Here is a 23,903-nt window from a genome sequence, read left to right as displayed (position 1 = left end):
CCATGCGCACGATCATCTTCCGCACCGTCGCGCCCTATCTGGCCAGCCTCATGGTGCTGTTCTCGCTCTTCGTCCTGCTGCGCGGCCACAATGAGCCCGGCGGCGGCTTCATCGGCGGGCTGATCGCCGCCTCGGCCTTCGCCATCTACGGCATCGCCTGCGGCGTGTCGCCGGTGCGCCGCGCGATGTATTTCCATCCGATGGCGATTTCGGGTTTCGGCCTTTTCATCGCGACCATGGCCGGGCTTGCCTCGCTCTTCGCAGGGGTTCCCTTCCTGACCGGGCTCTGGACCGAGCCGGAAGTCTTCGGCGTGACGCTGGCCCTGTCGACACCGCTGGTCTTCGATATCGGCGTCTACCTGGTGGTGGTCGGCTCGATCACGTCGATCGCGCTGGCACTGGAAGAAAGGGAGGACGACTGATGGAAACCGCGCTGTCCGTGCTCGTCGGCCTTTTCTTCACGGTCTCGATCTATCTGCTTCTTTCCAGGCACACGATCCGCATCCTTCTCGGCGTTGCGCTTCTGGGCAACGCGGTGAACCTGTTGATCTTCACTGCCGGCCGCGTGTTGCGCGAAACGCCACCGATCATTCCGGAAGCGTTCTACACGCCGCCTACCCAGGTGGCCAACGCGCTGCCCCAGGCCCTGATCCTGACGGCGATCGTGATTTCCTTCTCCTTCTTCGCCTTCCTCCTCGTGCTGGCCTATCGCGCCTATCAGGACATCGGCACCGACGACACCGACGAAATGCGTCTTGCCGAGCCGGAAGGCGACCGCCTGCCGCCACTTGGGTATTGAGGGTCAAATGGCCGCTTCCGCAGAAAAAACAGTCGATCTTGCGAGCGCCATGGTCATGGATCCGGTGGCCGCCGCCGACTGGCTGGTCATTGCCCCCGTGGTCATTCCGCTCGTCTTCGGCGCTGCGCTGCTCATGTTCCGCAAGGAGACCTGGCAGCACGCGACCGTGTCGATCATCGCCTTCGCCCTGCTGGCGCTCGCCGATATCGGTCTGCTCTGGCGGGTGATGGAAAACGGCCCGATCGTCATGACCATGGGCCGCTGGCTGCCGCCGTTCGGCATCACCTTCCAGGCCGATGTGCTTGGCGCCAGCCTGGCGGCGGCGGCGGGCATCGTGTCCTTCGCGGCCGTGCTCTTCTCCGTGCGCGACATCGACACCACCGGCAGGCGCTACGGCTTCTACACCTTCTTCCTGCTGATGATGGCTGGCGTGCACGGCGCCTTCCTGACAGGCGACGTCTTCAATCTCTACGTCTGGTTCGAGGTCTTGCTGATCTCTTCCTTCGGCCTGCTGGTCCTGGGCTCGGAGCATGAGCAGATCGACGGCGCGGTCAAGTATGCCTTTCTCAACCTTGTCGCCACGACCCTTTTCCTGATCTCCGTCGGTCTCCTCTACGGCTCCTTCGGCACGCTCAACATGGCCGATCTGGCGAAGAAGATCGCCGAAGGCGGACATGGCGCGCCGGTGATGACGCTTGCGACGCTGTTCTTCTTCGCCTTCGCCATGAAGGCTGCGGCCTTTCCGGTGAACTTCTGGCTGCCGGCCTCCTATCACACCCCGCGCATCATCGTTTCCGCCCTGTTTGCCGGCCTGCTGACGAAGGTGGGCATCTATGCGCTCCTGCGTGTGCTGGTCATGCTTTTCCCCGGCGAGCGCGACATCCTGGCGCTGACCATTGCCTGGGTTGCGGGCCTTACCATGATCCTCGGCATCCTCGGTGCACTGGCCCAGTCGGACCTGCGCCGGGCGATGGGCTTCATCGTCGTTTCCGGGATCGGCGTGATGCTGGCGGGGCTTGCCCTCGGCAGCGAGCTTGGCCTGTCGGCGGCCATTTTCTACGCGGTCCACTCGATGATCGCGATGACCGCCATCTACATGCTGGTCGGCCTGATGGGCGAGGCCGGGGGGTCGGTTTCCCTGCACAGCCTTGCCGGGCTTTATCGCGCGCATCCCTTCATGGCGGCGCTGGCCCTCGTCCTGTTTTTTGCCGTCGCTGGTCTCCCGCCGTTCTCCGGCGTCTGGCCAAAGGTTTTCGTGGTCAAGGCCTCGCTGGACGTGGGCGCCTGGTGGCTCGCTTTCGCGGTGCTGCTGACCGGTCTTCTGACGACCATCACGCTGGGGCGCATCTTCGCGCTCGCCTTCTGGCGCAACAGGGCCAATGAACCGGCCAGCATGGTGCCCGGCGAACCGATGACCTGGAGCGCCTACACGCCCGTCCTCATCCTCACCGCGGCGGTCGTGGCGATCGGCTTCTTTCCGCAACCGCTCCTCGATGTTGCCAACGCCGCTGCCCGCTCCATCCTGTATTCATCCGGCTATGTGGATGCGGTTCTGCCGGCGGGAGGTGGCCAATGAATCTCTATCTGATCAATATCCTGCTCGCTTTGACCTGGGGGCTGATGTCCGGGTCCTTTTCGCTCATCAACCTGGTATTCGGCTTCTTCCTGGGAATGGGCGCCCTGTATCTCATCCGTGAGCAGGTCGGGTCGCTGGGCTATTTCCAGCGCGCAGGTCGTGTCCTTTCCCTTGCCTGGCTGTTTCTCTACGAACTCGTCCTGTCCGCCTGGAAGGTGGCGGTCATGGTCGTTTCGCCGGACATGAAACTCAAGCCCGGCATCTTCGCCTATCCGCTCATGGTTGACCGCGATTCCGAAATCACGCTGCTGGCAAACCTGATCACGCTGACGCCGGGCACGCTTTCGGTCGATGTTTCGGAAGACCGGTCCATTCTCTACGTGCACGCCCTCGACTGCTCCGATCCGGATTCGACACGGACCGCCATTGCCGAAGGGTTCGAGCGCAAGATCATGGAGGCGTTCCGATGACACCGCACCAGGTTTTTCTCGATGCCGCGGAACTGATTGCGCTGGCCCTGCTGAGCGCAACGTTTCTTCTCACGGTCTACCGGGTGGTGCGCGGGCCCACGCTGCCTGACAGGATTCTCGGACTGGACATGCTCGTGGTTTCGGCCATCGGCTTCATCGCCGTTATCGGCATCCGTACCGGGTACACGCTCTATGTCGACATTGCGATTGCGCTGGGCCTTGTCGGTTTCCTGGCAACGGTGGCCTTTGCGCGTTTCGTGATGGCGCGCGGAAGGACCGAAGCGGAACCGGAGAGGGAAGCGAAGATGGGGAGCGAGCCATGATCGAGATCGTGTCCTATTACGTGACAGGCATTTTCCTGATCGTCGGCGCGGCCTTTTCCCTGGTCGCGGCCATCGGGATCAACCGGTTGCCGGATATCTACAGCCGCACCCATGCTGCCTCCAAGGCCGGCACGCTGGGGTCCTGTCTCATGCTGGTCGCGCTGGCGATTTATGCCGAGGATGCCGGAACGACTCTGCGCGCCCTGGCCGGCGTGGTCTTCTTCCTGCTCACGGCGCCGATCTCCTCGCACCTTCTTGGCAAGGCGTCCTATGCCGTCGGTTATCCGATGTGGAAGGGGTCCGTCCTCGACGAGATGCCACCGGAAGCCCGGATCAATCGCGAAGGCTGAGCCGCGATCGCCGCAGGCATCGATCCTGAAAAATCGAATAGCGGATATTTATAAATTATTCAATTCAATCTGTTCCGGCGCAACAATCGTACCGTGCACAACTTTTGTTTTCCATTATTTATCGCCCCAAACACTGCTGCACTACAAGGGAGAAGCGAATTTACAGAATCCTAGTCTTGCATTTTTTTATATTCAGGCAATATATGGTGTGGTAGTTGCGAGTCGAAGCGCCGATGCAGAGAGCGTGCACGGCCCGCTGTTGCAAGAAGAAAAATGTGAAACGATTGGGGCAATTCAAATGGAAAACACACCAGCTTCCGAGGCATCGGTCGATAACCTTATCGAACTGACCGCCGATGTGGTGGCGGCATATGTCAGCAACAATGTCGTTCCGGTAACAGAACTGCCGGTGCTGATTGCTGATGTCCATGCTGCACTTGGCCGCGCCGGTGGTATGCATGGAGAGACGGCGCAAGTTGTCGAGAAGCAGAAGCCGGCCGTCAACCCGAAGAAATCCGTTCATGACGATTACATCGTCTGTCTTGAAGACGGCAAGAAGTTCAAGTCGCTCAAGCGTCATCTCATGACCCATTACGGACTGACGCCGGAGGCCTACCGGGAAAAGTGGGGTCTGGACGCCAACTATCCGATGGTGGCGCCGAACTACGCGGCCGCGCGGTCGCGCCTCGCCAAGGAAATGGGATTGGGCCGCAAGCCCAAGGGCAAGTAAGGCGCACGGCGCAATCTGGATCGCGGAGAAAGCCGGGCAGGTCGGACCGACCGCCCGGCTTTCTCATGTCTGCACGTCCCGGTCCGGTCCTGGCTCCCTCATGCCTGCGATGGCGTCGCGCAAGTGCTTCAGGGCTATATGGCGATTGAGATCGTAGCTCCAGTGCCCCCTCAGACCCTTTTGTCTTTCCCGTTCAAGCAGGCGTTCGACACAGGCCCTGGTTGACAGGCTGTTCCGCTGTCCGCTCGCATCTTGCCGGCAAGGCAGGCCGAAGGCCGCGGCCGCGCGAAGGGTCTGTGCGTTCCGCCGCTCCCGCTCCTTGTTCTCTATGAAAGCGCGGGCCTGCGCTGCGAGATCCGTCATTGTCCATCTCCGGGCATGTTGGTCGGACGATCATCCTGGTGCCGGACCCTGCCCATGTGGACAAACCCTCGCTCTCCCCTGCATCCGGCCTTTTTGTTCCTGATTTGTTCACACCGGGATCGCCCTTCGATATAAGGAAAATATACCTGTACGAAGGGAGTGCGGATCGTGGCGCAGGCGTTGAGAATCGACAGCGGTCAAACGGGCAGGGCGGATTGGGCAGCCGCCATGCGGGACGTGCAGGGCAAGGCCCTGCTCCGGTTCCGGCCATCGGTGGCGATGCCCAAGCGCCGCGACGAATATGCCGCGGCGGTCTGCGACGGCATGATCGACATGGTCTCCGAATTGTTCAACGTGCCGGGCCGCGAACTGCGGGCACCGGGCCGGAACGTCACCTCCGTCGTCCGCGTTCGCCAGCTTGCCATGTATGTGGCCCATGTCGCCCTGCAATTGACCATGGGTGAGGTCGGAAAGGGTTTTGGCCGGGACCGGACCACGGTGGTCCATGCCTGCCACCTGATCGAGGACTTGCGCGACGATCCCGAGTTCGACGCCATCGCCGGCCGCGTGGAATATCTGGCGACGCGGCTCTTCAGCCAGGTGCGGGCGGAGGATGGCCATGAAGCCGGATGATGCGGAACGTCACCTTTTGCGCCTCCTCGGGCGATTGCGGCAAGGGCCGCAAACCTTCACGCCAGCCGCCATGCCGGACCGTGTGACACTGCCCGGCCCATCGGGCGGCTCGCTGTGCTTTCGGCGCGCAACCCTGGAGGAAGCCTGCCGGCGCGGCTTCGTGGAGAGCAGCGATGGCACCCGCTTGCGCCTGACCGGAAAAGGGCGGGAGAAACTGGACGGCGGCTTCCGGCAGGCAGCCACCGCCATGCCGGCCGGTTCCGCGCCGGTCCGGCGGGTCCTCTCCAATCCGGCGGAATCGCCGCTGGCGCTTCTGGCCCGCCGCCGCGGCAAGGATGGCAAGCCCTACCTGCGGCCGGAAGAGGTCGAGGCCGGCGAACGGCTACGGTGCGATTGCGAGAAAGCGCGGCTTCGCCCCCGCCTTGGCGCCAGCTGGGATGCCAATGCCGCCTCCCTGCGCGGAAGCGGATCGCGCGGTGGTCTTGACGACCTCACGGCTGCGGCGCTGGATGCGCGCCGGCGGGTCGCCGCCGCCCTCGATGCTGCCGGTCCGGACCTGTCGGGCCTGATGCTTGACGTCTGCTGCTTCCTGAAAGGCCTGGAGCAGGTGGAAATGGAACGGCAATGGCCGCGCCGGTCGGCGAAACTGGTCCTCAAGACGGGCCTTTCGCTCCTGGCGCGCCATTACGGAATCGGGACGGACGAAGGCCGTGGCGCGGCTCGCTCGATCCTGCACTGGGGCACGGACGACTATCGCCCTGAACTGGAAAGCGATAGCGGGTGAGACAGCAGATGCGGCCGTGTCAGCCGTTCATGCGGCTTTCGGCCTCACGCCGGATGCGCGCGATCATGGCGCGCACGCCATTGGCTCGCTGCGGTGTCAGGTGTTCGTCGAGCCCCAGGTCGCGCAAGGTCCCCTCGGCATCGGTGGCGAGAATCTCGCTGGCATGCTTGCCGGAATGCAATGCGAGCATGATCGCCACCAGTCCCCGCACGATATGGGCGTCGGAATCGGCGCGGAAACCGATGACCGGATCGGGGCCGGGGCCGGCATCCGTGACGAGCCAGACCTGGCTGACGCATCCCTGCACCTTGTTGGCGTCGTTGTGTTCCGCGTCGGTGATCGGCGGCAGTTCGCGCCCAAGGTCGATGACGTAGCGATATCGCTCTTCCCAGTCATCGAGAAAGGAAAAGTCCTCGCGGATGGAATCGATGGTCGGCAGGCTGTTGGTATCGCTCATATCTGGCATATAGCGCACCGCTTGGCCGGATTGAACAGGCCATTGCGGTTTGCGCAAAGAAAACGCCCCGCGCGGGGCGGTCAGGCTATCGGGCCACGGTCCCGGTATGGACCGTCACGTCGGGTGCGGCACCGGACTGGCCGAGGGCCTCATAGGCGGCGCGGGCCGCCACGCGGGCCCGTTCTGTCACGGTGGCGGCGAGGTCGCGCCCACGTTCGCAGGCTTCGGGATTGCGCTCGCAGATGCGGCTCAGGTCGCCGACGACCTCGCGCGCGGCCGACACCGCTTCCACCGGAGTGGCGAGGTCCACCGGACCGATGGTCCCGTCTCCGTCCAGCGGCACGACAAGCAGGGCCAGTGTGCCCCAGAACGCCAATCTCAACAAACCGAACATATGCCTGACCTTTTGCATTGGCGCCGCGCTTCTCGCTCGAACCTGACGCGGCTTGATCACGGGTACCGACGTCTACACGCTTGTCATCAAGACCGGTTTTCGAAGGTCCTTCGTATTTGACCCGTATTTGCCTCAAATGCCGAAAGCCGGGATTTGCTGCGAGTTCGATGCAAATCCGCGCGAATGCATACGGAATCGCTTAACCGCGAAATCCCCGAAAACGCTGCTTTTCCGGTTCCTGCACGCCCGCCGCACGGGACCACGCAGCCTTGCGGGACGCATGGCTTGCCTTTTGTTAACCATCACATGAATCCTCAGGCAATTCTCGCCGCTGGTCCTTTTTGCCGCCTGTCCGGCACATCGGCTTATCCTTTCCTTAAAGCATAGCTGGCAGTGTCGGATGTGCCCCTTGGGGCAAGCGTGATCATGAGTACCGGGTGCCCCTCAGTGACCGAACTGCATACAAATCCGCCGGACTGGAGCGACAGCCTGAAGAGCCTGGGCGAGCGTCTCGTCCATGCCTCGGTCAGGGACCGGGCGCAAAGGGACGTGCAGATGCGCCTTTTCGCCGTCGCGCTGGCCGCCCAGCCATTGCTCGCCTTCGTTGTCTTCTCAACGGCCTCGGGCGCCTTTCCGATGGGCCACGTGCTGGCCATGGCCGGGCTTGCTGCCGGTGCCGGGCTTGCCGTTGTCGGTGCCGTCTCGATGACCGGGCGTCTTGTCTTTGCCGGTCTGGCCGGACTGCTCATCCTGTCGGCCTTGTGTGCCGTGTCCATGGCATCGGCGGGCGGCATGGCAGGTCCCCTGGCCATCCTTGCCGTCGTGCCTGCCGTCGAGGCATGGTGGGTTTGCCGCACCCGCGCCGCCGCCGCCGCCGGTCTCGTCTTCACTGCCGGCATCGTCGCCTTCCAGGCCATCCCGGGCGCCGTCGCCACCGCCCCGGCAGCCGGCTGGCTTGCACTTGCCCCGCTCTTGTGGATCGCCACCCTTCTGGTCCGGATGCATGCCGGCCAGGCGGCCCTCAGGGAAGCGCGCCAGGAAGCCGATGCCGCCGCCGCCCAGGCCGACCTCCAGCCCGTCGTCGTCCTTCATCTCGACAAGGATGGCCTGGTCGAGACCGCATCGCCGCGGTCGCGCAGCCTCATGGGTCTTCATCCCGGCCTGCTGCTTGGCGATGGCCTGTTCAATCGACTGCATGTGACCGATCGCGTCTCCTGGCTCACCGCGGTCGCGGACCTGCGCGACGGCGCGTCGATGAGCGATATCACCTTGCGCATCCGCCTGCCTGAACGCGACGACGGCGATGGAACCACCATGCAGGCGTTCCACGCGCGGTTCGCCCGCGCCGCCGGCGGCGGAACCATCGTGTTCCTGGCGGACGACACGCGCAACGAAATCCTGCGCCGCGAACTGGAAACGGTGCGCGAGACCGCCGAGAGCGGGGCGATCGCCAAGAACCGCTTTCTTGCCTCCGTCAGCCATGAACTGCGCACGCCGCTCAACGCGATCATCGGCTTTGCCGACATTCTCGACCAGGAACTGTTCGGCGGTTTCGAGGACGCCCGCCAGAAGGAATATGTCGGCCTGATCTCGAAGTCGGGTCAGCATCTCCTGTCGGTCGTCAATGCGATCCTTGATGTCTCCAAGATCGAATCCGGCTCCTATGCGATCCATGCCGAAGCCTTCGATTTCTCAGAGGCGGCGGCCATGCCGCGATCGATTGCCGAACAGCAGGCCGGCGCCAGGAAGATCAGGGTCTCGACGGCGCTGGGCCATGATCTCGGCGAACTCGTTGCCGACCGCCGTGCCGTCCAGCAGATTCTCATCAACCTCTTGTCGAATGCCGTGAAATTCACGCCCGAAGGCGGAGAGGTGATCCTGGGTGCACGCCGCGCCGGCGAAAACTTCACCTTCTGGGTCAATGACACGGGAATCGGCATAGCCGAACAGGACCTGAAGCGCCTGGGGCAGCCGTTCATGCAAATCCAGAACGACTATACCCGCAATTTCGAGGGGACGGGCCTGGGCCTGTCCCTGGTCAAGGGGCTGGTTCAGCTTCACGGAGGGACGATTGCCATCGACAGCGCGCCGGGCGAGGGCACCTGCGTTTCGGTGACGCTCCCTGTCAGCGGTGCCCGGAACGCCCCGCACCGCCTGCCGGAACCCGCGAGAATGGAGGATCGGACGAACAATGCCGCGTACCGCAAGACAGCCTGATCTGGACCCCGGTCTGGCCGACGTGTTCGGCGCGGCGGCAGGGTCGCTGGGAACGTTCGTCATGCGCAACCCCCTCGTCGTGGGCGGCGCCGCGGCCTTCGCCGTCACCCTTTTCTACGTCTCCGTCAACGCGGTCTGGTACCAGCCGCGCGCGCATGGCGCACCGCTCTTCGCCACCCGCGATTTTTCCGGCTACCGCGCGCCCGCGCCCGCCGACCCGGTCTTCCAGGAAAGCCGGTCGCGAATCGTCATCCGCGACGAGGCGCCCGTGCAGCCTCAGGCCGAACGCCCCGCGGGCGATCCCGACCTGGCCCGCGTGCAATCGGTCCTCGCCGGACTGAAACTCTACGAAGGCGCGGTCGACGGTTTGAACGGACCGAAGACGCGCGAGGCGGTGATGACCTACCAGCGGATCATCGGACTGCCGCCCACGGGCGAGGTTTCCCCGCAACTCCTGGCCCAACTGGATGGCCGCAGGCTGGCCGCCGCGCCGGTGCCCGACAACGTCTCGCTGGAACCGACCGGCGCGGTGCCGGCGCCCACGCCGCGTCCGGCGGCCCTTTCAAGCGACGATCCGGAGCCCGTGCCGGCGCCTGCCGGGGTTGACGCCAAGGGTCCGGCCGCAGATGAGCGGATCAGGCGCGTGCAGGCTGGTTTGCGCAGTTTCGGCAATGATCAGATCGTCATCGATGGCCTGACCGGTTCCAGGACACGCAGTGCCATCCTGGAATTCCAGGCCCTGTTCGGGCTTCCCGAGACCGGCGAGGCCGACGACGCTGTCGTCGCCAAGATGAAGGAAATCGGCCTCATCAACTGACGCCGGTTCCAGACCCGGAAAAGAGAGGGACCGCGAAACCGCGCTGCGGTTGCGGGTGCGCCATGCCATGCGTCTGACATCGGATATCTGGATCGCCGCGCTTGTTCGCCGGGTCTTTTCCGAAGGCGGGTTCGCCGCAATCGAGCGTCGCGGCGCAACGGAGGCGGGCGCCATATTCATCAAGCAGCGGGACCGGGACGGGCGCCAGCGCCTGTTCGCGCCCGCGCCGCAGTCCGGCTATGGCGGCGACAGGCCCGCCGAGCGTCTCTTCGTGGAGGTGGACCTGGACGACGACGACCCGTTCGCCGCCGATGACCGGCTGGCCCGCGAGATCCGTTTTGACCCGGATGCCTGGATCGTGGAGATCGAGCCGGCACGCCAGCCCGAAGCCCCCTTTTTCCCCGTCACGAAGCCTTGAGGCGCCCTTGCGGCACGTCGTCATTGCGCGCCGCCTCACGCCTGTGACCGGTAAATGGCGCGTCCCCGGACAAGGCATCGCCCTCTTCACGCCAACGGGCCACGCGGTCCCGCGCCGCTTCGATGGCAATATGGCGGTAGCGTTCCAGGAAGCGCGCGATGGCATGCCGGTTCGTGAAATCGCCGGGCCAGAGCGCGGACGCGATCACGAAGGCTTCCTCGGCCAGCAGCGGAATGGAGCGCAGGGCCATGACCAGACCGGCCTTGCCCTCTTCCTCAAGCAGCGCTGAGACCCTTGCGAACGGCAAATCCAGCGTGTCGGCCAGGGCGGTGATGAAAAAGGCCGGGTTGTCCATCAGGGCGGTGGGCTGCAACCGGGATTGCGGCGACCGGGGCGCCAGAGGCATGGTCGCCGGCAGCATCGGCCGGCCGCTGTTCGCGGCCATGGCGCCGCGCAGCGCACCGCGAACGGCCTCGGCGGTGTGACCGCGCAGGGTTTCGCCGGCGCTTGCCGGTTTGGCGGCGGCCTCTTCTCCTGTCTCCTGCGTTGCTGCGGCGATACCGGCCGGTGCCGCGTCGGCACGTTCCGCCTGCCGGACGAACACGGACAGCAGCGCGCGCAGCGAAGCCTCCAGGTCCGCGCGCTGCGCCAGCACGCGCGCATGCTCCAGGCCGTGGCGGGCAATCAGCGGCGGGATGTCGCGCGCCTTGATGACGGGCGACCTCGACAGCAGAGGGGCACAAATGCCGGCCGGTTCGTTGGCGAGCTTGAGCACCAGTTCGCGCGGCGCGAAGGCATTGCCGGCGATCATGACCGCGGCATGCCGTTTCGCTGTCTCCGGCACCCGGTCGTAGAGGGCCAGCGAGAGGTCCTGGAATTGCTGGATTTCGGTCTTGGTCGGCCGCGACAGAGAGGCGAAGGCGCTGGCCGACGCCCGGAAAAGCTGGCAGGCGCGGCTGCCGTCCCGTTGGGTCTCGAGCTTGCGGAAATCGGAACTCAGGGCATTGGCGTCGGACATCGGATCACGCTGTACTCGATTGCCGGCCGCAGACACAGGCGCGGCCGCTTCACACATCCGGAAAAATTGCACGAAATGCGTTAGCAAGTTGTTAACCGCACCGTGGCCTCATGAAGATGTCGAGTAAGTGCCCGCGTAGTGGTTTGGGAACCGGACGGAGACGGGTTATGGCAACGATCCTGAAGTTTTCGGTGCGCAAGGCGACGGCGATGCGCCGCATGCGGGAAAGACCGGCCAAGGTCATCATCTTTCCGGGTGTGCGTTACGAACGCATGGCCGCGGTGATGGCAGCGGCGACGGCGCCCAAGCCCCGCAACGCGCCCTTGCGCTGAAGCGGGCGGGGCCCTTTCAGAGCGCGAACGGCGAACACCTGGCCTCGTCCAGCATGGCGCGAACGGCCTGTTGCGCTGCGCTGTCGGGCTGGAAGAGACGCAGCACGACCATGCCGCGATCGATATCGGCCTCCACGAAAATGGACTCGGCGAAGGCATCGGGCAGGTCCTTGCGCAACTCGATCATCTGCACCGGGGTTGCGATGGTAAGATCCAGCGCGCCGGTCGAAGAGTTCCTGTCATTGAAGGAATAGATGCTCTGTCCCCGTCCGTTGACGATGGAGACCGACCAGAACCGCACGCCGAGCGGTGCTGTCACGTGGACAAGGCCGCGCTCCAGGTCGAACCGGCACGCCGCGATGGCGAATTCCGGATCATGAACCTCGATGATGCCGGATGCGTCCGGACCCGCCGGCTCCACGGTGGCGAAGGCATATTCCGGTCCCAGCGCGGATATCCGGTTCCATGCATCGTTGCTCGCGAAATGGGGAACCAGCAGAAGGGCGGCGATATGGACGATTCCGGCGCCCGCAAGCCCCAGCGCCAGGGCGTGGAAGAGCCTACCCATCGCAGCCCTCTTTCAGGATCTGCGGCATGGTGATCTCCCGCGCCGCCGTGCTGGACGAGATTTCAGCGTCATAGAATGTCATGACGAGGTGGAAGCCGTCGGACGCGCCTATCGGCAGCCAGTTGCCCGGCGCCGGGCGGCGCGAAACCGCGATGCTCACCGTGCCGTCGCCATTGTAGATGACATCGCGCGCATGGCGCGCGGATGGCAGGAATGGCCCCGCATGAACCGGCCTGAGGCGCTGGTCGGCGGCATGGATTGTCCAAAGGCGTGCCGGCGGAAGACGGCCCTCGATCCGGTAACGGCATTGCGGACGAAGCGGATCGCCGGCGGTGTCCCGGCGAGCGGAAAAGGCCACCCCTTCGCCTGCGCCCAGCGGAAGTTCCGCATTTCTGGCGATTCGGGCCTTCGTATAGGGATCCGCGTCCGGCGTTCCGGCCTCCACATGGGCCGTCCACGGCCCCACATGCAGCGCGCCGGGCCGCCATTCCGAATCCATCAGCGCCCAGACGCTCCAGCCGCCGGCGCCGAAAGCGATGGCGAGGGCGAACGCGGCCAGGACGAGATTTCTGATCATGGAGGGCCGTTTCGGACGCTCGGGGTGATGGTGAAGCTCGCTCCGGGTTTATCCGAGGCTGCTCGGGCCTGGCAAGCATCCTGTCTCAGCGCCGTGTGCCCGAGGTGTCCGTCGGGTCGATCGCCGTCAGTTGTGCCGACGGCGCCGGTCCGGGCAGGGCGGGGGCCTTGCGGAAGGCCTCCGCCAGGGCGCGCAGCACGCGGGCGCTGTCGGCGGACAGGACCAGCGGGCGTTCGGCCTGCACCGCGCCGTCCTGCCCGGCGGCTGCGGTTGCGCCGTCTTCCGGTTTTTCCGGGGCTTCCGGAATCGGCCGTCCCGCACCGGGAATCGGCTGCAGCTCGATGCCCTGGTGGGCGTATTCCATGACCCGTTTCCACGTCATGGCCGGGAGCGAACCGCCCGTCAGCCGGTTGGTCGGCGAGTAATCGTCATTTCCCATCCACACGGCAGCGGTGAAATTGCCGGTAAAGCCCACGAACCAGGCGTCGCGATAGGCCTGTGTGGTGCCGGTCTTGCCGGCCGCCGGGGTGAAGTCCAGCGCGGCGCGGCGCGCGGTGCCCCATTCGGGAATTTGCACCATGATCGAGTTCATCGATTCCACGGTCTTTTCCGAAAGCACCCGCTTGGGTTCCGGCGCATCCCGCGAATGATCATAAAGCACGTCGCCGGAATAGGTGGTCAGCTGCGTGATGCCATGCCGCTTGCCGGCATAGCCGCCGTCCGCGAAGGTCAGGTAGCCGGTCGACTGGTCGAGCACGGTCATGCCGGAAATGCCGAGCGCCATGGTCTTGTGGGTGGAGAGCTCGGATTCGACGCCCATCGCCTCTGCCAGCGCCTTCACCGTTTTCGCGCCGCCGGGGATGTCGTCGCGCAGCATGCGCACCGGAATGGTGTTGATCGACTTGACGAGCGCGGTCGTCAGAGGCACCCGCCCGGCATAGCCGCGCGAATAGTTCTTCGGTGACCAGCGGCCCCAGGTGATCGGCGCATCCGGAATGACCGTTTCCGGTGTCAGCCCTGCTTCCATGCCGGCGGCATAGACATAGGGCTTGAAGGAAGACCCGGCCTGGCGCAGCGCGTTCGTGGCCCGGTTGAACTGGCTCTGCCCGTAATCGCGTCCGCCGACGATGGCCCGCACCGCGCCGTTGTTTTCCAGCACCACCATGGCGCATTGTTCCACGCGGTAGCTCTTGCCGAACTGGCGCAGGTGAAACTCGCAGGATTCCTCGGCCGCCTTCTGCAGGTTCAGATCGATGGTCGTGCGGGCGATCAGCGCGTGGTTGGGCAGGCCGGCCGCAAGTTCCTTCACCTGCTCGAAGGCCCAGTCGAGGAAATAATCCGGGGTCTCGCCGCTGTCGCGGTCCACCGGCGTGGCCGGCCGGCGCCGCGCCGCAATCACCTGGCCCTCGGTGAAGAAGCCGCTCTGCACCAGGTTTGTCAGCACCTCGTTGGCCCGCGCACGTGCCGCCGGCAGGTTGACGTGCGGGGCATAGCGCGCGGGCGCCTTGAACAGGCCGGCCAGCATCGCCGATTCCGCCATCGTCAGGTCGTTGACGTCCTTGTTGAAGTAGAACTCGGCCGCCGCCGCTATGCCGAACGTTCCGCCGCCCATGTAGGCCCGGTCGAGATAGAGCTGCAGGATTTCCTTCTTCGTCAGGTTGGCTTCCAGCCACAGGGCGAGAAAGGCCTCCTTGACCTTGCGCTCGATGGTGCGCTCGTTGGAGAGGAACAGGTTCTTGGCCAATTGCTGCGTCAGCGTGGAGCCGCCCTGTACGACCGCGTTGGCGCGCGCATTCTCGAACATGGCGCGCGCCAGACCCACCACATCGATGCCGAAATGGTCGAAGAAGCGCCTGTCCTCGGTGGCAAGAACCGCCTTGATGACGTGGTCCGGCATCTCGTCGACCGGCACCGAATCGCGCTGGAGGATGCCGCGCTTGCCGATCTCGGTGCCGTAGCGGTCGAGGAAGGTGACGGCGTAGTCGTCCTGGGCGCGCCAGTTCTTTGTCGTTTCCTCGAAAGCCGGCATGGCCAGCGCCAGCATGACAACGGACCCGGCAGCCCCCAGCGTGAAGCCTTCCGACAACAGTTCGAAAACGCCCCGCCGCCACCCGGTCGCGCGGAACCGCCGGAAGAAGATGGTGATGTTTTCCCAGGTCTCGGCCGCCGAGAACTGCGCTTCGTAAAGGGTCGAATCAATCCAGGCGTCGATCTCGAGCAACCGGGACGCCTTGGGACCTCTGGATTTTCGCTTCTCGAACGGGTTCTTCATGTCTTGCCGTCTGCGCGATGTCAAAGGCCATGCGCATGGTGTGAAAATGCCCCTTCACAAGCGCCGCACTCTTTCGCATTTGGCCTGCCACGGCAAGTGAAAAGCCGCACAGACCCGACGTTTGGAGGCGCTTTTCCGCCGTTAGGGTTTATGCCGGTCGTTGCCGGGGGCACTTTTTTCCTCAGCCCGTTTTTCCACACCGTGACGGCCAGATGGTATGTTTCCTCTACGGTCGGACAGTTGCGCCAAGGGGCGCCTGACCGTCGCTATCCCGATCCACAGACGAGGTGACGACATGGCCATGACGGTGGCGGGCGCATGGGCGATCGCGCGCGCATGGGCCGAGGGCGTGCCCTTCGACTACGGCCTTGCCGCTGGCCTGGCGGGCGTCGAGGAAAGCCACGTGCGCGACCTGGCGCGCAGGAAGGGCTGGGTGCTGGCGCAGCCCGGACGCGGGGACAAGGCGCGGCTGGCGGCATTCCGCGATTGCCTGTGGCAGCGCGCCGAGCGGATCTTCGCCGTCCCGGCCGACGAACCCGTCGACAAGACCGAACTGGACCAGTTCCAGCTTCTCATGAAGATCGTGGAGCGGCTCGAGCCCGGCGAGGGGAGCGAGGCAGCCGCCGTATCCGAGAACCGGCGTGCCGCCATCGCGGCCGCGCTGGACCTGATCGACAGGCGTATCGCCACGCTTGCCGAAGGCCTTGCGAAACAGGCGGGCGCGCCGGATGAAGACTGACAAGGGTTTTTCAGGCACTGGCCGCGATGGCTGGGCGCGGGCCAACCTGCCTGCCTCGCTCGTCCTCGAACTGGCCGGCGAATGGTTCGCGAGCGCTCATCCCGGGCAGTATCCGCTCGGCATCCGCCCGCCCGCATGGCTGGTCATCGGCGGGCGCGGGTCCGGCAAGACGCGGCTCGGCGCGCAATGGGTGCGCGGACTTGTCCTGGGCCACGCCCCGTTCTCGGGCATGAAATACGGCCGCATCGCGCTGGTCGGCGAGACGCTCGGCGATGTGCGCGAGGTGATGATCGATGGACCTTCGGGCATCCGCGCCATATCGGGCGAAGACCGCCCGCGTTACGAGCCGACGCGCCGCCGCCTGCTCTGGGACAATGGCGCCGTGGCGCAGGCCTTTTCCTCGGAGGATCCCGACAGCCTGCGCGGACCGCAGTTCGATGCCGCATGGTGCGACGAACTTGCCAAATGGAAGAACATGGAAACGGTGTTCGACATGCTGCAATTCGGCCTGAGACTGGGCGAAAGCCCGCGCCAGCTTTTCACCACGACACCGCGTCCGGTGCCGCTGGTCAAGCGCCTGGCCTGCGACCCGGATATCCATGTCACGCGGCTCAGGACCATGGACAATACGGCCCACCTCGCCGCCGGTTTCCTGGCTGCCGTGCAGGCCCGTTATGGCGGCACGCGGCTTGGCCGGCAGGAACTGGATGGCGAGATCATCGGCGACAGGGAAGGCGCGCTCTGGTCGCGCGATGCCATCGAGGAAGCCTGCACGCGGCGCTTTGGCGCAGCCGTGCGCATCGTCGTGGCCGTTGATCCGCCGGCCGGTTCGGGAAAGGGCTCCGATGCCTGCGGCATCGTTGCGGCCGGTGTGGATGGAGAGGGACGCGCCACCGTCCTGGCCGATGCCAGCGTGGAGAAGGCCCGGCCGCACGAATGGGCCGCCGCCGCCATCCGCCTCTACCATGCGCTGGAGGCCGACTGCCTTCTCGCCGAGGTCAACCAGGGCGGCGAAATGGTCGCCAGCGTCATCGCCTCGGTCGACAAGGGGGTGCCGGTCAAGTCGGTGCGCGCCACGCGCGGCAAGTTCTCCCGCGCCGAGCCGGTTTCGGCGCTTTACCAGCAGGGCAGGGTGGCCCACGCCGCCCGCTTTCCCGCCCTGGAAGATGAAATGTGCGATTTCACCGCTGCCGGCCTTTCGTCGGGGCGTTCGCCGGACCGGATGGATGCGCTTGTCTGGGCGTTGAGCGAACTGCTCCTGTCCGGACCCGGCCGGTCGCCGCGCATCCGCCACGTCTGATACTTCTCTCGAAACGGAAACAAGATCATGGCTTTTCACTGGCCCTGGGCGCTTCGCCCGGGTGGGGTGGCCGCGCGCGCCCCGGACACAAGCAAGGGCGCTGTCCCGGAGGCCACGAAGGCGGCCACCGGCTTCGTTGCCCTTCACCTGAGCGGCGTTGCCGCCTGGACCGGCCGCGACTATGCCGGCCTTGCCCGCAACGGCTACATGACAAATCCGGTCGTCCATGCCTGCGTCCGGCTCGTCGCGCAGACGGCGGCCGCCATTCCCTGGCTGCTCTACGAGGGCGTCACCGAACATGACGAGCATCCTGTGCTCGCCATGCTGGCGCGGCCCAATCCCCGCCAGTCCGGCATGGCCTTCATGGAGACGCTATACCTGCACCTGCTGATGGCGGGAAATGCCTATGTGGAGCGTGTCGACGGCGGGCAGACGGCGCACCTGCACCTCTTGCGCCCGGACCAGGTGGAGGTTGAAACGGGCGGTGACGGATGGCCGGTGGCGCTTGTCCACCGCACCGGAACCGGTCGCCGCCAGGTCGAGACAGGGAGCGACGGGGCGCCCGGCCTGCATTTGCGTCTCGCCCACCCGCTTGACGACATCTCCGGTTTCGCGCCGCTGGAAGCCGCGCTGACCGCGCTCGACGTCCACAATGCCGCCGGGGCCTGGAACAAGGCGCTGCTCGACAATTCGGCCCGCCCGTCCGGCGCGCTTGTCTATGCCCCCAAGGAGGGCGGCAACCTGACGCCGGAGCAGTTCGACCGCCTGCGCGAGGAACTGGAAAACGGCTATTCGGGTGCCGCCCGCGCCGGCCGGCCCATGCTGCTGGAGGGCGGACTGGACTGGAAAGCCATGGCGCTGTCGCCCAGGGACATGGATTTCATCGAGGCGCGCAACGGGGCGGCCCGCGACATCGCGCTCGCCTTCGGTGTGCCGCCCATGCTGCTCGGCATTCCCGGCGACAACACCTACGCCAATTACCGCGAGGCCAATCGCGCCTTCTACAGGCTGACCGTCATCCCGCTGGTCACCCGGCTGGCGGGCGAATTTTCCCATTGGCTTTCCCCGCTGCACGGCGGGCGCATCCGGCTCTGGTTCGACGCCGACCAGGTGGACGGCCTGTCGGGCGACAGGGACGCGCTCTGGGAACGCCTGAACGCCGCCTCCTTCCTGACCATGGACGAGAAACGCGAGGCCGCCGGCTACCAGCCGCTCGGGGGCGCGGAAAGGACCAGCCATGTCTGACACGCATGTGATGTGGGCGGCGAAGGGCGCCGGCGCCATCGCCGGTTCGGCCATCTCGCTCGCCTATTTGCTGCCATCGGGCCGGCGGGAGGCAGGCCTGCGCTTCTTTGTCGGTCTCGTCTCCGGCCTTGTCTTCGGCTCGGTAACGGGTTTGGCCCTGGTCCGCCATCTGGGCCTGGAAGCGATGCTGTCGCCTGTCGAGATCGTGCTTGCCGGCTCCGCCTTCGCCAGCCTCTCGGCCTGGTGGGCGCTCGGCCTGCTGATGCGCGGCCTGACGCGGAACGACCCGCGTAGGGGCACCGGAACCGGTTTTCCAAGGCCCGGAATCAGGAAGTGAGACGGCAGATGCAGACGATTGATCTTGAAAGGAAATACGCGCCCATGGCGCTCCAGGAACTGGACGCGGACGGTTCTTTCACCGGTTATGCCAGCCTGTTCGGCGAGGTGGATCTTGGCAATGACCTGGTGGAGCGCGGCGCTTTTTCCCGTTCCCTGGGGCGGCGCGGCGCAGCGGGCGTGCGCATGCTGTTCCAGCACGATCCGGCGCAGCCCATCGGCCGCTGGACGGAACTGCGCGAGGACGATCGCGGGCTCTTCGTCCGCGGCCGTCTGTCCGCCTCATCGGCCAGGGCGCGGGAGGTTCTGGGCCTGATGCGCGATGGCGCGCTCGACGGCCTCTCCATCGGTTTTCGCACCGTGCGCGCCCGCAAGGGCCAGGGCGGCGTGCGCCGCATCCTGGAGGCCGACCTCTGGGAAATCTCCGTCGTCACCTTCCCGATGCTGCCCGGCGCGCGCATCGGCGAAATCAAGCGGGCTGCCGGCCTGCCCACCATGCGCCAATTCGAACGCTGGCTCACGCGGGATGCGGGCCTGACGCGTGCCGAGGCCCGGACGGTCATTGTCAAGGGCTTCGGCCACCTCGTGCGCGAGCGGGATGCCGCGCGCGATACACCGGAAGGTCTGGCCGGAGCGATCCGCCGGGCCGCCGCAACGCTTTCCATGAGGACAAGACAATGACTGACACCACCACCCTGCGCGCCGCGCCCGAGATCAAGGCGGCGTCCGGTTCCGCCCAGGACGTCGCCGAGGCCTTCGACGAGTTCATGGGCGCCTTCGAGGCCTTCAAGGCGGCCAATGACGAGCGGCTGAAGGAGATCGAGCAGCGCGTCGGCGCCGATGTGCTCACCGTCGACAAGGTCGACCGCATCTCCGCCGCCCTCGACGAACAGAAGGCGGCGATGGACCGCCTGATCCTGCAGCGCGGCCGCCCGGCGCTGGACGGCCCGGTCCCGCTCGCCGGTCTCGCCCGAAAACAGGCCTTTGCCGCCTACATGCGCTCCGGCGACGACCGCCAGATGCGCGCGCTCGACACCAAGGCCATGTCCTACGGCTCCGGTCAGGACGGCGGCTACCTGGTTCCGGACGAGACCGAAGCGGCCATCGGCAAGCGCCTTGCCGCGCTCTCTCCCGTCCGTTCCGTGGCCTCGGTGCGCCAGGTCTCGGGCGCGGTCTTGAAGAAGCCGTTCTCGGTTTCCGGTCCGGCTGTCGGCTGGGCCGGCGAGACCGCCGCGCGGCCGGAGACCGCCTCGTCGGTGCTGGCGGAACTCCAGTTTCCGACCATGGAACTCTACGCGATGCCGGCCGCCACCGCCTCGCTGCTGGACGATGCCGCTGTCGATCTCGACCAGTGGATCGCCTCGGAGGTGGAGGCCGCTTTCGCAGAGCAGGAGGGCGCGGCCTTCATTGCCGGCGATGGCGTGAACAAGCCGCGCGGCTTCCTCGACTACGGTTCGGTCGCTGAAGCCGACTGGGCCTGGGGCCAGCTCGGCCATGTGGCCACCGGGGTCGCCGGGGCATTGCCGGAGACGGATGCCTCCGACGTGCTCATCGACACCATCTACGCGCTCAAGGCCGGCTACCGCCAGAACGCCTCGTGGATGATGAACCGCAAGACGCAGGCCGCCATCCGCAAGCTGAAGGACGCCGACGGCAACTATCTCTGGCAGCCTCCCGCGATGCCGGGCGGCCAGGCCATGCTGATGGGCTTCGGCGTGGTCGAGGCCGAGGACATGCCCGATGCCGCCGCCAATGCCACGCCGATCGCCTTCGGCGACTTCGCGCGCGGCTATCTCGTGGTGGATCGCACCGGTGTGCGGGTGCTGCGCGATCCCTATTCCGCCAAGCCCTACGTGCTGTTCTACACCACCAAGCGCGTGGGCGGCGGCGTGCAGGACTTCGATGCCATCAAGCTCGTGAAATACGGCGCGGCCTGACCGTCGGCGGCGCGGCGCGTCTTCTCCCGCGCGCTGCGCCTTTTCGCGCCGGACGCGGCCCCGGCCCCCTCCTGCCGGGGCCGCGTTTCGCCTTGAGGATCAATCAGGAAAGCCATTGCGATGATTCATTTCATGAGCGGCCCGCCGGCCGCCGAACCGGTCTTGCTGGCCGAACTGAGGACGCATCTGCGCATCGATCATGACGGCGAGGACGCCACGTTGCAGTCATTGCTTGCGACCGCCCGTGACGATGTCGAACGCCAGACAGGCCTCGCCCTGCTGCGCCAGGCCTGGCGCGTGGTTGCCGACCTGCCGGCGGATCGCCGGATCGCGCTGACGCGATATCCCGTCATGCGGGTGGTTTCGGTTGCCGCCTTCGGGGCGGACGGCGAGCGGGCCGATGTGCCGGCCGGACAATGGCGTCTTGACCGCTTCGCCCGCCCCGCCGCCGTCGATCTCGCCGCGCTTGCGCCGGCAACCGACTGCTCCAACGGGATCGAGATCGACTACGAGGCCGGTCATGGCGATACGGCCACGGACGTGCCCGATCTCCTCAAGCGCGCGATCCTTCAGCTTGCCGCCCATCTCTACGAGCACCGCTCCGGTTCCATGGCCGACGGACAGGTGTCCGCATGGCCTTCGGGCTACGAGCGCCTGATCGCGCCGTTTCGCCTGGCGAGGCTTTGACATGCCCGTGCTCTTCATCGATCCCGGCCGCTTCCGCACGCCGCTGGCGCTGGATGTCCCCGACCTTCAGCCCGACGGCGCCGGCGGCCTGACAGGCGGATGGACGGAGGCGGCGACCTTTCAGGGTCTGTTCGAACCGGTGGCGGCGCGAGCGCGTTTTGCCGGGGAACAGTACCTTGAGGAGACGACCCACCGTGTCACCATCCGCCATCGCCCCGACGTGAAGGCCGGTGCGCGGCTTCGCCGGGGTTCCCGCCTGTTCGCCATCCTGTCGGTTCACGATCCCGACGAAAGCGGGCGCTATCTTGTATGTCTCACAAGGGAGGAGCAGCTTTGAAACTGGCTTTCCGGATCACCGCCGAAGGACTGGTGCGCGCGCTCGCCATGCATCGCCACCGCCTGGCCGATCATAGAGACCTTCATGGCGCCTTGCGGCAGAGGCAGGAACGCGAAATCATCGGCCGGCGCGAGCCGCGCGGGAAGGGGAGGGTTGACGATGGCCAGCGCAGCCGCTGAACTGCAGAAGGCGATCCATGCGACCCTGACCGGCAACGGCGCGGTGACGGATCTGCTCGGCGGACGCCGGGTCTACGACTTTGCCCCCGAGCGCGCCCGTTTCCCCTATGTGACCATCGGGCGGACCAGCGTCTACGACTGGTCCACCGGCGACGGCGACGGCAGCGAGCACCTCGTCACCCTGCATGTCTGGTCGCGGGCGCGCGGCAAGGCCGAGGCCCATGCCATCATCGAGGCCGCTGAAAGGGCGCTCGATGAATTCTCGCCAGAACTGGACGGGCACCGCCTCGTCGGCCTGTTCCGCGAGTTCGCCGAAGTCTATTTCGACGAGGACATGGAGCTTCAGCACGGGCTCCTGCGCTATCGCGTGCTTCTGGAGGAACAGGCCGGCGCGGCCTGACTGCATCTGCGATCCTTTCCCGGCTATGCCGGCTTTCACATTTTTCCGATTGAAAACATGGAGTTTTCCTGATGGGTGCTCAAAAGGGCAAGGACCTGCTTGTCAAGCTGGATGGCAACGGGCAGGGCCAATACGTGACGGTGGCCGGCCTGCGCGCCCGGCGCATCGCCTTCAACGCCGCGACGGTCGACGTCACCGATTCCGAATCCGCCGGGCGCTGGCGTGAACTGCTCGGCGCCAGCGGGGTGCGGCGCGCCTCCGTCACCGGCAGCGGCATCTTCAAGGATGCCGCATCGGATGCGCTTGTCCGGCAGGCCTTCTTCGACGGTGCGGTCGGTGCCTGGCAACTGGCCATTCCCGATTTCGGCACCGTGACCGGCCCCTTCCAGGTCACCGCTCTGGAATATGCCGGCAGCCACGATGGCGAGATCACCTTCGAGATCGCGCTGGAATCGGCCGGCGCCCTTGCGTTCGAGGCGGCGTGATGGGCGCGTTTGCCACTCCGGCCAACCGGCGGCGCGGCGAGGTTCGCGCCCGGCTCGACGGACGCGACTACCGCCTGCGCCTGACGCTGGGCGCGCTCGCCGAACTGGAGGACGCCTATGACGCGGAGGATCTGCAGGCGCTTGTCACCCGCCTCTCGTCCGGCCGCTTCGCCGCGCGTGACCTCATCCGCATCATCGCCGCCGGCTTGCGCGGCGCCGGCCATGACATCGCGGACGGCGATGTCGCATCCATGCAGTCCGACGACGGAATAGCCGGTCATGCCCGTCTTGCGGCCAATCTTCTGGCGGCGGCCTTTGGCGGCGCGGATGCGGTGGCCGGCGCGGGCAGCCCGCAAGACCCTATCGAGCCGTAGCGGGGCAGGGGGCAAGGCCCTTTCCCTGGGCCGGGGCAATGCGTCTCGGCCTGACCCTGCTGCGGCTTCCGCCTGACGCCTTCTGGGCCATGACCCCGCGTGAACTGGCCGCCTGCCTGGCACCGCCCGGCACTGGCGGCGCCTGTTCGCGTGCGGGTCTGGAGGCGTTGATGCATCGCTTTCCCGATCGCTGAGAAAGGACCTCGATCCGCCATGACGGACACCCTCCCGGTACGGCTGGAAGCCGACACCACGCCATTGCAGAACGCCCTGAAGGACATGGAAAAGCTGGCCGAACGCTTCGGCGCACAGATGACGGGCGCGCTCAAGGGCGCGGTCGTTTCCGGCAAGGAACTCGACGACGTGTTGCGCCAGCTGGCGACAAACCTTGCCTCCATGGCGCTCGACCAGGGGCTGAAGCCGCTCCAGGGCGTCATCTCCTCCGCCTTCAGCGCGCTGGCGGGCAGCATCACGCCCTTCGCCAGCGGCGGGGTCCCGGGACGTGTCACCGCCTTCGCCGATGGCGGCGTCGTCGCCGCGCCGACCTTCTTTCCCATGGGCTCCGGTCTGGGGCTGATGGGCGAAGCCGGATCCGAGGCCATCCTGCCCCTGAAACGCGGTTCCGATGGAAGCCTCGGCGTGGCCGCGCCCGGCGGCGGTGGCGGTGCGGTGAACGTGACCTTCAACGTGCAGGCCACCGATGCCGCCTCCTTCCGCAAGTCCGAGGCGCAGATGACCGCCATGCTGGCGCGGGCGGTCAGCCGCGGCGCCCGTCACCTGTGAGGC

32 protein-coding genes and 1 pseudogene are annotated in these 23,903 nt (G+C 66.1%); 27 read left to right on the top strand and 6 right to left on the bottom strand.

All coding sequences use genetic code 11. From position 1 onward, the window contains the following. Positions 1-2: 2 nt before the first annotated feature. From ACLB6G_RS07735 to ACLB6G_RS07695, 9 genes are all read left to right on the top strand, one after another. Positions 3-422 carry a Na+/H+ antiporter subunit B gene (locus tag ACLB6G_RS07735; protein WP_410355569.1) on the top strand — a complete coding sequence of 140 codons (420 nt, stop codon included), beginning with the start codon at positions 3-5 and terminating at the stop codon, positions 420-422. Beyond that, positions 422-799, top strand: a complete 378-nt coding sequence (locus ACLB6G_RS07730) for a Na+/H+ antiporter subunit C (RefSeq protein WP_410355568.1) — start codon at positions 422-424, stop codon at positions 797-799. Before ACLB6G_RS07735 ends, ACLB6G_RS07730 begins: the two co-directional genes overlap by 1 nt. Before the next feature lie 7 nt (positions 800-806). Beyond that, complete coding sequence (locus tag ACLB6G_RS07725) at positions 807-2,375, top strand: Na+/H+ antiporter subunit D (protein WP_410355567.1); 1,569 nt, start codon at positions 807-809, stop codon at positions 2,373-2,375. Beyond that, complete coding sequence (locus ACLB6G_RS07720; RefSeq protein WP_410355566.1) at positions 2,372-2,845, top strand: Na+/H+ antiporter subunit E; 474 nt, start codon at positions 2,372-2,374, stop codon at positions 2,843-2,845. The genes ACLB6G_RS07725 and ACLB6G_RS07720 overlap by 4 nt, the downstream gene beginning before the upstream one ends. Next, positions 2,842-3,168 carry a cation:proton antiporter gene (locus tag ACLB6G_RS07715; protein ID WP_410355565.1) on the top strand — a complete coding sequence of 109 codons (327 nt, stop codon included), beginning with the start codon at positions 2,842-2,844 and terminating at the stop codon, positions 3,166-3,168. The genes ACLB6G_RS07720 and ACLB6G_RS07715 overlap by 4 nt, the downstream gene beginning before the upstream one ends. Continuing rightward, the gene (gene mnhG, locus ACLB6G_RS07710; RefSeq protein WP_410355564.1) at positions 3,165-3,518 is read left to right on the top strand and encodes a monovalent cation/H(+) antiporter subunit G; all 354 of its coding nucleotides are present in this window, start codon (positions 3,165-3,167) and stop codon (positions 3,516-3,518) included. Before ACLB6G_RS07715 ends, mnhG begins: the two co-directional genes overlap by 4 nt. Before the next feature lie 298 nt (positions 3,519-3,816). Further along, entirely contained in the window at positions 3,817-4,248 is a 432-nt protein-coding gene (locus ACLB6G_RS07705) for a Ros/MucR family transcriptional regulator (RefSeq protein ID WP_410355906.1), read from the top strand. 591 nt (positions 4,249-4,839) lie between these two features. Continuing rightward, positions 4,840-5,244, top strand: a complete 405-nt coding sequence (locus ACLB6G_RS07700; protein ID WP_410355563.1) for a helix-turn-helix domain-containing protein — start codon at positions 4,840-4,842, stop codon at positions 5,242-5,244. After that, a complete protein-coding gene (locus tag ACLB6G_RS07695) occupies positions 5,231-6,028 on the top strand; it encodes a DUF6456 domain-containing protein (RefSeq protein ID WP_410355562.1) in 798 nt (265 codons plus the stop codon). The genes ACLB6G_RS07700 and ACLB6G_RS07695 overlap by 14 nt, the downstream gene beginning before the upstream one ends. A gap of 19 nt (positions 6,029-6,047) precedes the next feature. Here the strand turns inward: ACLB6G_RS07695 and ACLB6G_RS07690 are convergent, their stop codons facing one another. Further along, positions 6,048-6,494 carry a SufE family protein gene (locus ACLB6G_RS07690; RefSeq protein ID WP_410355561.1) on the bottom strand — a complete coding sequence of 149 codons (447 nt, stop codon included), beginning with the start codon at positions 6,492-6,494 and terminating at the stop codon, positions 6,048-6,050. Positions 6,495-6,570: 76 nt separating this feature from the next. After that, a complete protein-coding gene (locus tag ACLB6G_RS07685) occupies positions 6,571-6,879 on the bottom strand; it encodes a DUF5330 domain-containing protein (protein ID WP_410355560.1) in 309 nt (102 codons plus the stop codon). Positions 6,880-7,326: 447 nt separating this feature from the next. Here ACLB6G_RS07685 and ACLB6G_RS07680 point away from each other — a divergent pair, with 447 nt between their 5' ends. The 3 genes from ACLB6G_RS07680 to ACLB6G_RS07670 all read left to right on the top strand — a co-directional run bounded on the left by ACLB6G_RS07680 (position 7,327) and on the right by ACLB6G_RS07670 (position 10,331). Next, positions 7,327-9,096 (top strand): sensor histidine kinase, encoded by a 1,770-nt coding sequence (locus ACLB6G_RS07680; protein ID WP_410355559.1) that lies wholly within the window; start codon positions 7,327-7,329, stop codon positions 9,094-9,096. Next, entirely contained in the window at positions 9,071-9,913 is an 843-nt protein-coding gene (locus ACLB6G_RS07675; RefSeq protein ID WP_410355558.1) for a peptidoglycan-binding protein, read from the top strand. Before ACLB6G_RS07680 ends, ACLB6G_RS07675 begins: the two co-directional genes overlap by 26 nt. Positions 9,914-9,980: 67 nt before the next feature. After that, positions 9,981-10,331 (top strand): DUF1491 family protein, encoded by a 351-nt coding sequence (locus ACLB6G_RS07670; protein ID WP_410355557.1) that lies wholly within the window; start codon positions 9,981-9,983, stop codon positions 10,329-10,331. On the opposite strand, the gene ACLB6G_RS07665 is transcribed toward ACLB6G_RS07670, so the two are convergent. Further along, the gene (locus ACLB6G_RS07665) at positions 10,318-11,349 is read right to left on the bottom strand and encodes a hypothetical protein (RefSeq protein WP_410355556.1); all 1,032 of its coding nucleotides are present in this window, start codon (positions 11,347-11,349) and stop codon (positions 10,318-10,320) included. The genes ACLB6G_RS07670 and ACLB6G_RS07665 overlap by 14 nt on opposite strands. Positions 11,350-11,516: 167 nt before the next feature. On the opposite strand from ACLB6G_RS07665, the gene ACLB6G_RS07660 reads away from it, so the two are divergent. Further along, complete coding sequence (locus tag ACLB6G_RS07660; protein ID WP_410355555.1) at positions 11,517-11,681, top strand: hypothetical protein; 165 nt, start codon at positions 11,517-11,519, stop codon at positions 11,679-11,681. Between the two features lie 16 nt (positions 11,682-11,697). Here ACLB6G_RS07660 and ACLB6G_RS07655 read toward each other — a convergent pair whose 3' ends face one another. The 3 genes from ACLB6G_RS07655 to ACLB6G_RS07645 form a co-directional block, all read right to left on the bottom strand. Continuing rightward, the gene (locus ACLB6G_RS07655) at positions 11,698-12,249 is read right to left on the bottom strand and encodes a DUF1254 domain-containing protein (RefSeq protein ID WP_410355554.1); all 552 of its coding nucleotides are present in this window, start codon (positions 12,247-12,249) and stop codon (positions 11,698-11,700) included. Next, positions 12,242-12,826 carry a DUF1214 domain-containing protein gene (locus ACLB6G_RS07650; protein ID WP_410355553.1) on the bottom strand — a complete coding sequence of 195 codons (585 nt, stop codon included), beginning with the start codon at positions 12,824-12,826 and terminating at the stop codon, positions 12,242-12,244. The genes ACLB6G_RS07655 and ACLB6G_RS07650 overlap by 8 nt, the downstream gene beginning before the upstream one ends. An 85-nt stretch (positions 12,827-12,911) precedes the next feature. Next, positions 12,912-15,098, bottom strand: coding sequence for a transglycosylase domain-containing protein (locus ACLB6G_RS07645; protein WP_410355551.1), 2,187 nt, complete (start codon positions 15,096-15,098; stop codon positions 12,912-12,914). 295 nt (positions 15,099-15,393) lie between these two features. On the opposite strand from ACLB6G_RS07645, the gene ACLB6G_RS07640 reads away from it, so the two are divergent. The 14 genes and pseudogenes from ACLB6G_RS07640 (at position 15,394) to ACLB6G_RS07575 (ending at position 23,900) form a co-directional block, all read left to right on the top strand. Beyond that, positions 15,394-15,837 carry a hypothetical protein gene (locus tag ACLB6G_RS07640; protein WP_410355550.1) on the top strand — a complete coding sequence of 148 codons (444 nt, stop codon included), beginning with the start codon at positions 15,394-15,396 and terminating at the stop codon, positions 15,835-15,837. Then, complete coding sequence (locus ACLB6G_RS07635) at positions 15,827-17,137, top strand: DNA-packaging protein (RefSeq protein ID WP_410355549.1); 1,311 nt, start codon at positions 15,827-15,829, stop codon at positions 17,135-17,137. The genes ACLB6G_RS07640 and ACLB6G_RS07635 overlap by 11 nt, the downstream gene beginning before the upstream one ends. Positions 17,138-17,164: 27 nt before the next feature. Beyond that, positions 17,165-18,382 carry a phage portal protein gene (locus tag ACLB6G_RS07630; protein ID WP_410355548.1) on the top strand — a complete coding sequence of 406 codons (1,218 nt, stop codon included), beginning with the start codon at positions 17,165-17,167 and terminating at the stop codon, positions 18,380-18,382. Further along, a complete protein-coding gene (locus ACLB6G_RS07625) occupies positions 18,375-18,719 on the top strand; it encodes a DUF6107 family protein (protein WP_410355547.1) in 345 nt (114 codons plus the stop codon). The genes ACLB6G_RS07630 and ACLB6G_RS07625 overlap by 8 nt, the downstream gene beginning before the upstream one ends. 8 nt (positions 18,720-18,727) lie before the next feature. Next, positions 18,728-19,399, top strand: coding sequence for an HK97 family phage prohead protease (locus ACLB6G_RS07620; RefSeq protein WP_410355546.1), 672 nt, complete (start codon positions 18,728-18,730; stop codon positions 19,397-19,399). Then, positions 19,396-20,655 (top strand): phage major capsid protein, encoded by a 1,260-nt coding sequence (locus ACLB6G_RS07615; RefSeq protein WP_410355545.1) that lies wholly within the window; start codon positions 19,396-19,398, stop codon positions 20,653-20,655. The genes ACLB6G_RS07620 and ACLB6G_RS07615 overlap by 4 nt, the downstream gene beginning before the upstream one ends. Before the next feature lie 132 nt (positions 20,656-20,787). Continuing rightward, positions 20,788-21,342, top strand: a complete 555-nt coding sequence (locus ACLB6G_RS07610; RefSeq protein WP_410355544.1) for a head-tail connector protein — start codon at positions 20,788-20,790, stop codon at positions 21,340-21,342. Between the two features lies 1 nt (position 21,343). Then, the gene (locus ACLB6G_RS07605; protein WP_410355543.1) at positions 21,344-21,679 is read left to right on the top strand and encodes a phage head closure protein; all 336 of its coding nucleotides are present in this window, start codon (positions 21,344-21,346) and stop codon (positions 21,677-21,679) included. Continuing rightward, a complete protein-coding gene (locus tag ACLB6G_RS07600) occupies positions 21,676-21,858 on the top strand; it encodes a hypothetical protein (RefSeq protein WP_410355542.1) in 183 nt (60 codons plus the stop codon). Before ACLB6G_RS07605 ends, ACLB6G_RS07600 begins: the two co-directional genes overlap by 4 nt. Then, positions 21,839-22,258 carry a DUF3168 domain-containing protein gene (locus tag ACLB6G_RS07595; RefSeq protein ID WP_410355541.1) on the top strand — a complete coding sequence of 140 codons (420 nt, stop codon included), beginning with the start codon at positions 21,839-21,841 and terminating at the stop codon, positions 22,256-22,258. The genes ACLB6G_RS07600 and ACLB6G_RS07595 overlap by 20 nt, the downstream gene beginning before the upstream one ends. A gap of 71 nt (positions 22,259-22,329) precedes the next feature. After that, positions 22,330-22,743, top strand: a complete 414-nt coding sequence (locus tag ACLB6G_RS07590) for a phage major tail protein, TP901-1 family (protein ID WP_410355539.1) — start codon at positions 22,330-22,332, stop codon at positions 22,741-22,743. Continuing rightward, positions 22,743-23,117 carry a gene transfer agent family protein gene (locus tag ACLB6G_RS07585; RefSeq protein WP_410355537.1) on the top strand — a complete coding sequence of 125 codons (375 nt, stop codon included), beginning with the start codon at positions 22,743-22,745 and terminating at the stop codon, positions 23,115-23,117. The genes ACLB6G_RS07590 and ACLB6G_RS07585 overlap by 1 nt, the downstream gene beginning before the upstream one ends. Positions 23,118-23,146: 29 nt before the next feature. Next, a pseudogene (locus ACLB6G_RS07580) lies at positions 23,147-23,311 on the top strand (rcc01693 family protein); the annotation flags it as partial. Positions 23,312-23,330: 19 nt separating this feature from the next. Further along, positions 23,331-23,900, top strand: a complete 570-nt coding sequence (locus ACLB6G_RS07575) for a phage tail tape measure protein (protein ID WP_410355536.1) — start codon at positions 23,331-23,333, stop codon at positions 23,898-23,900. Positions 23,901-23,903 lie beyond the last annotated feature (3 nt).

The organism is Zhengella sedimenti, assembly GCF_046506625.1.
GTDB lineage: Bacteria > Pseudomonadota > Alphaproteobacteria > Rhizobiales > Rhizobiaceae > Zhengella > Zhengella sedimenti.
This window is presented reverse-complemented; position numbering and strand designations above follow the sequence as displayed.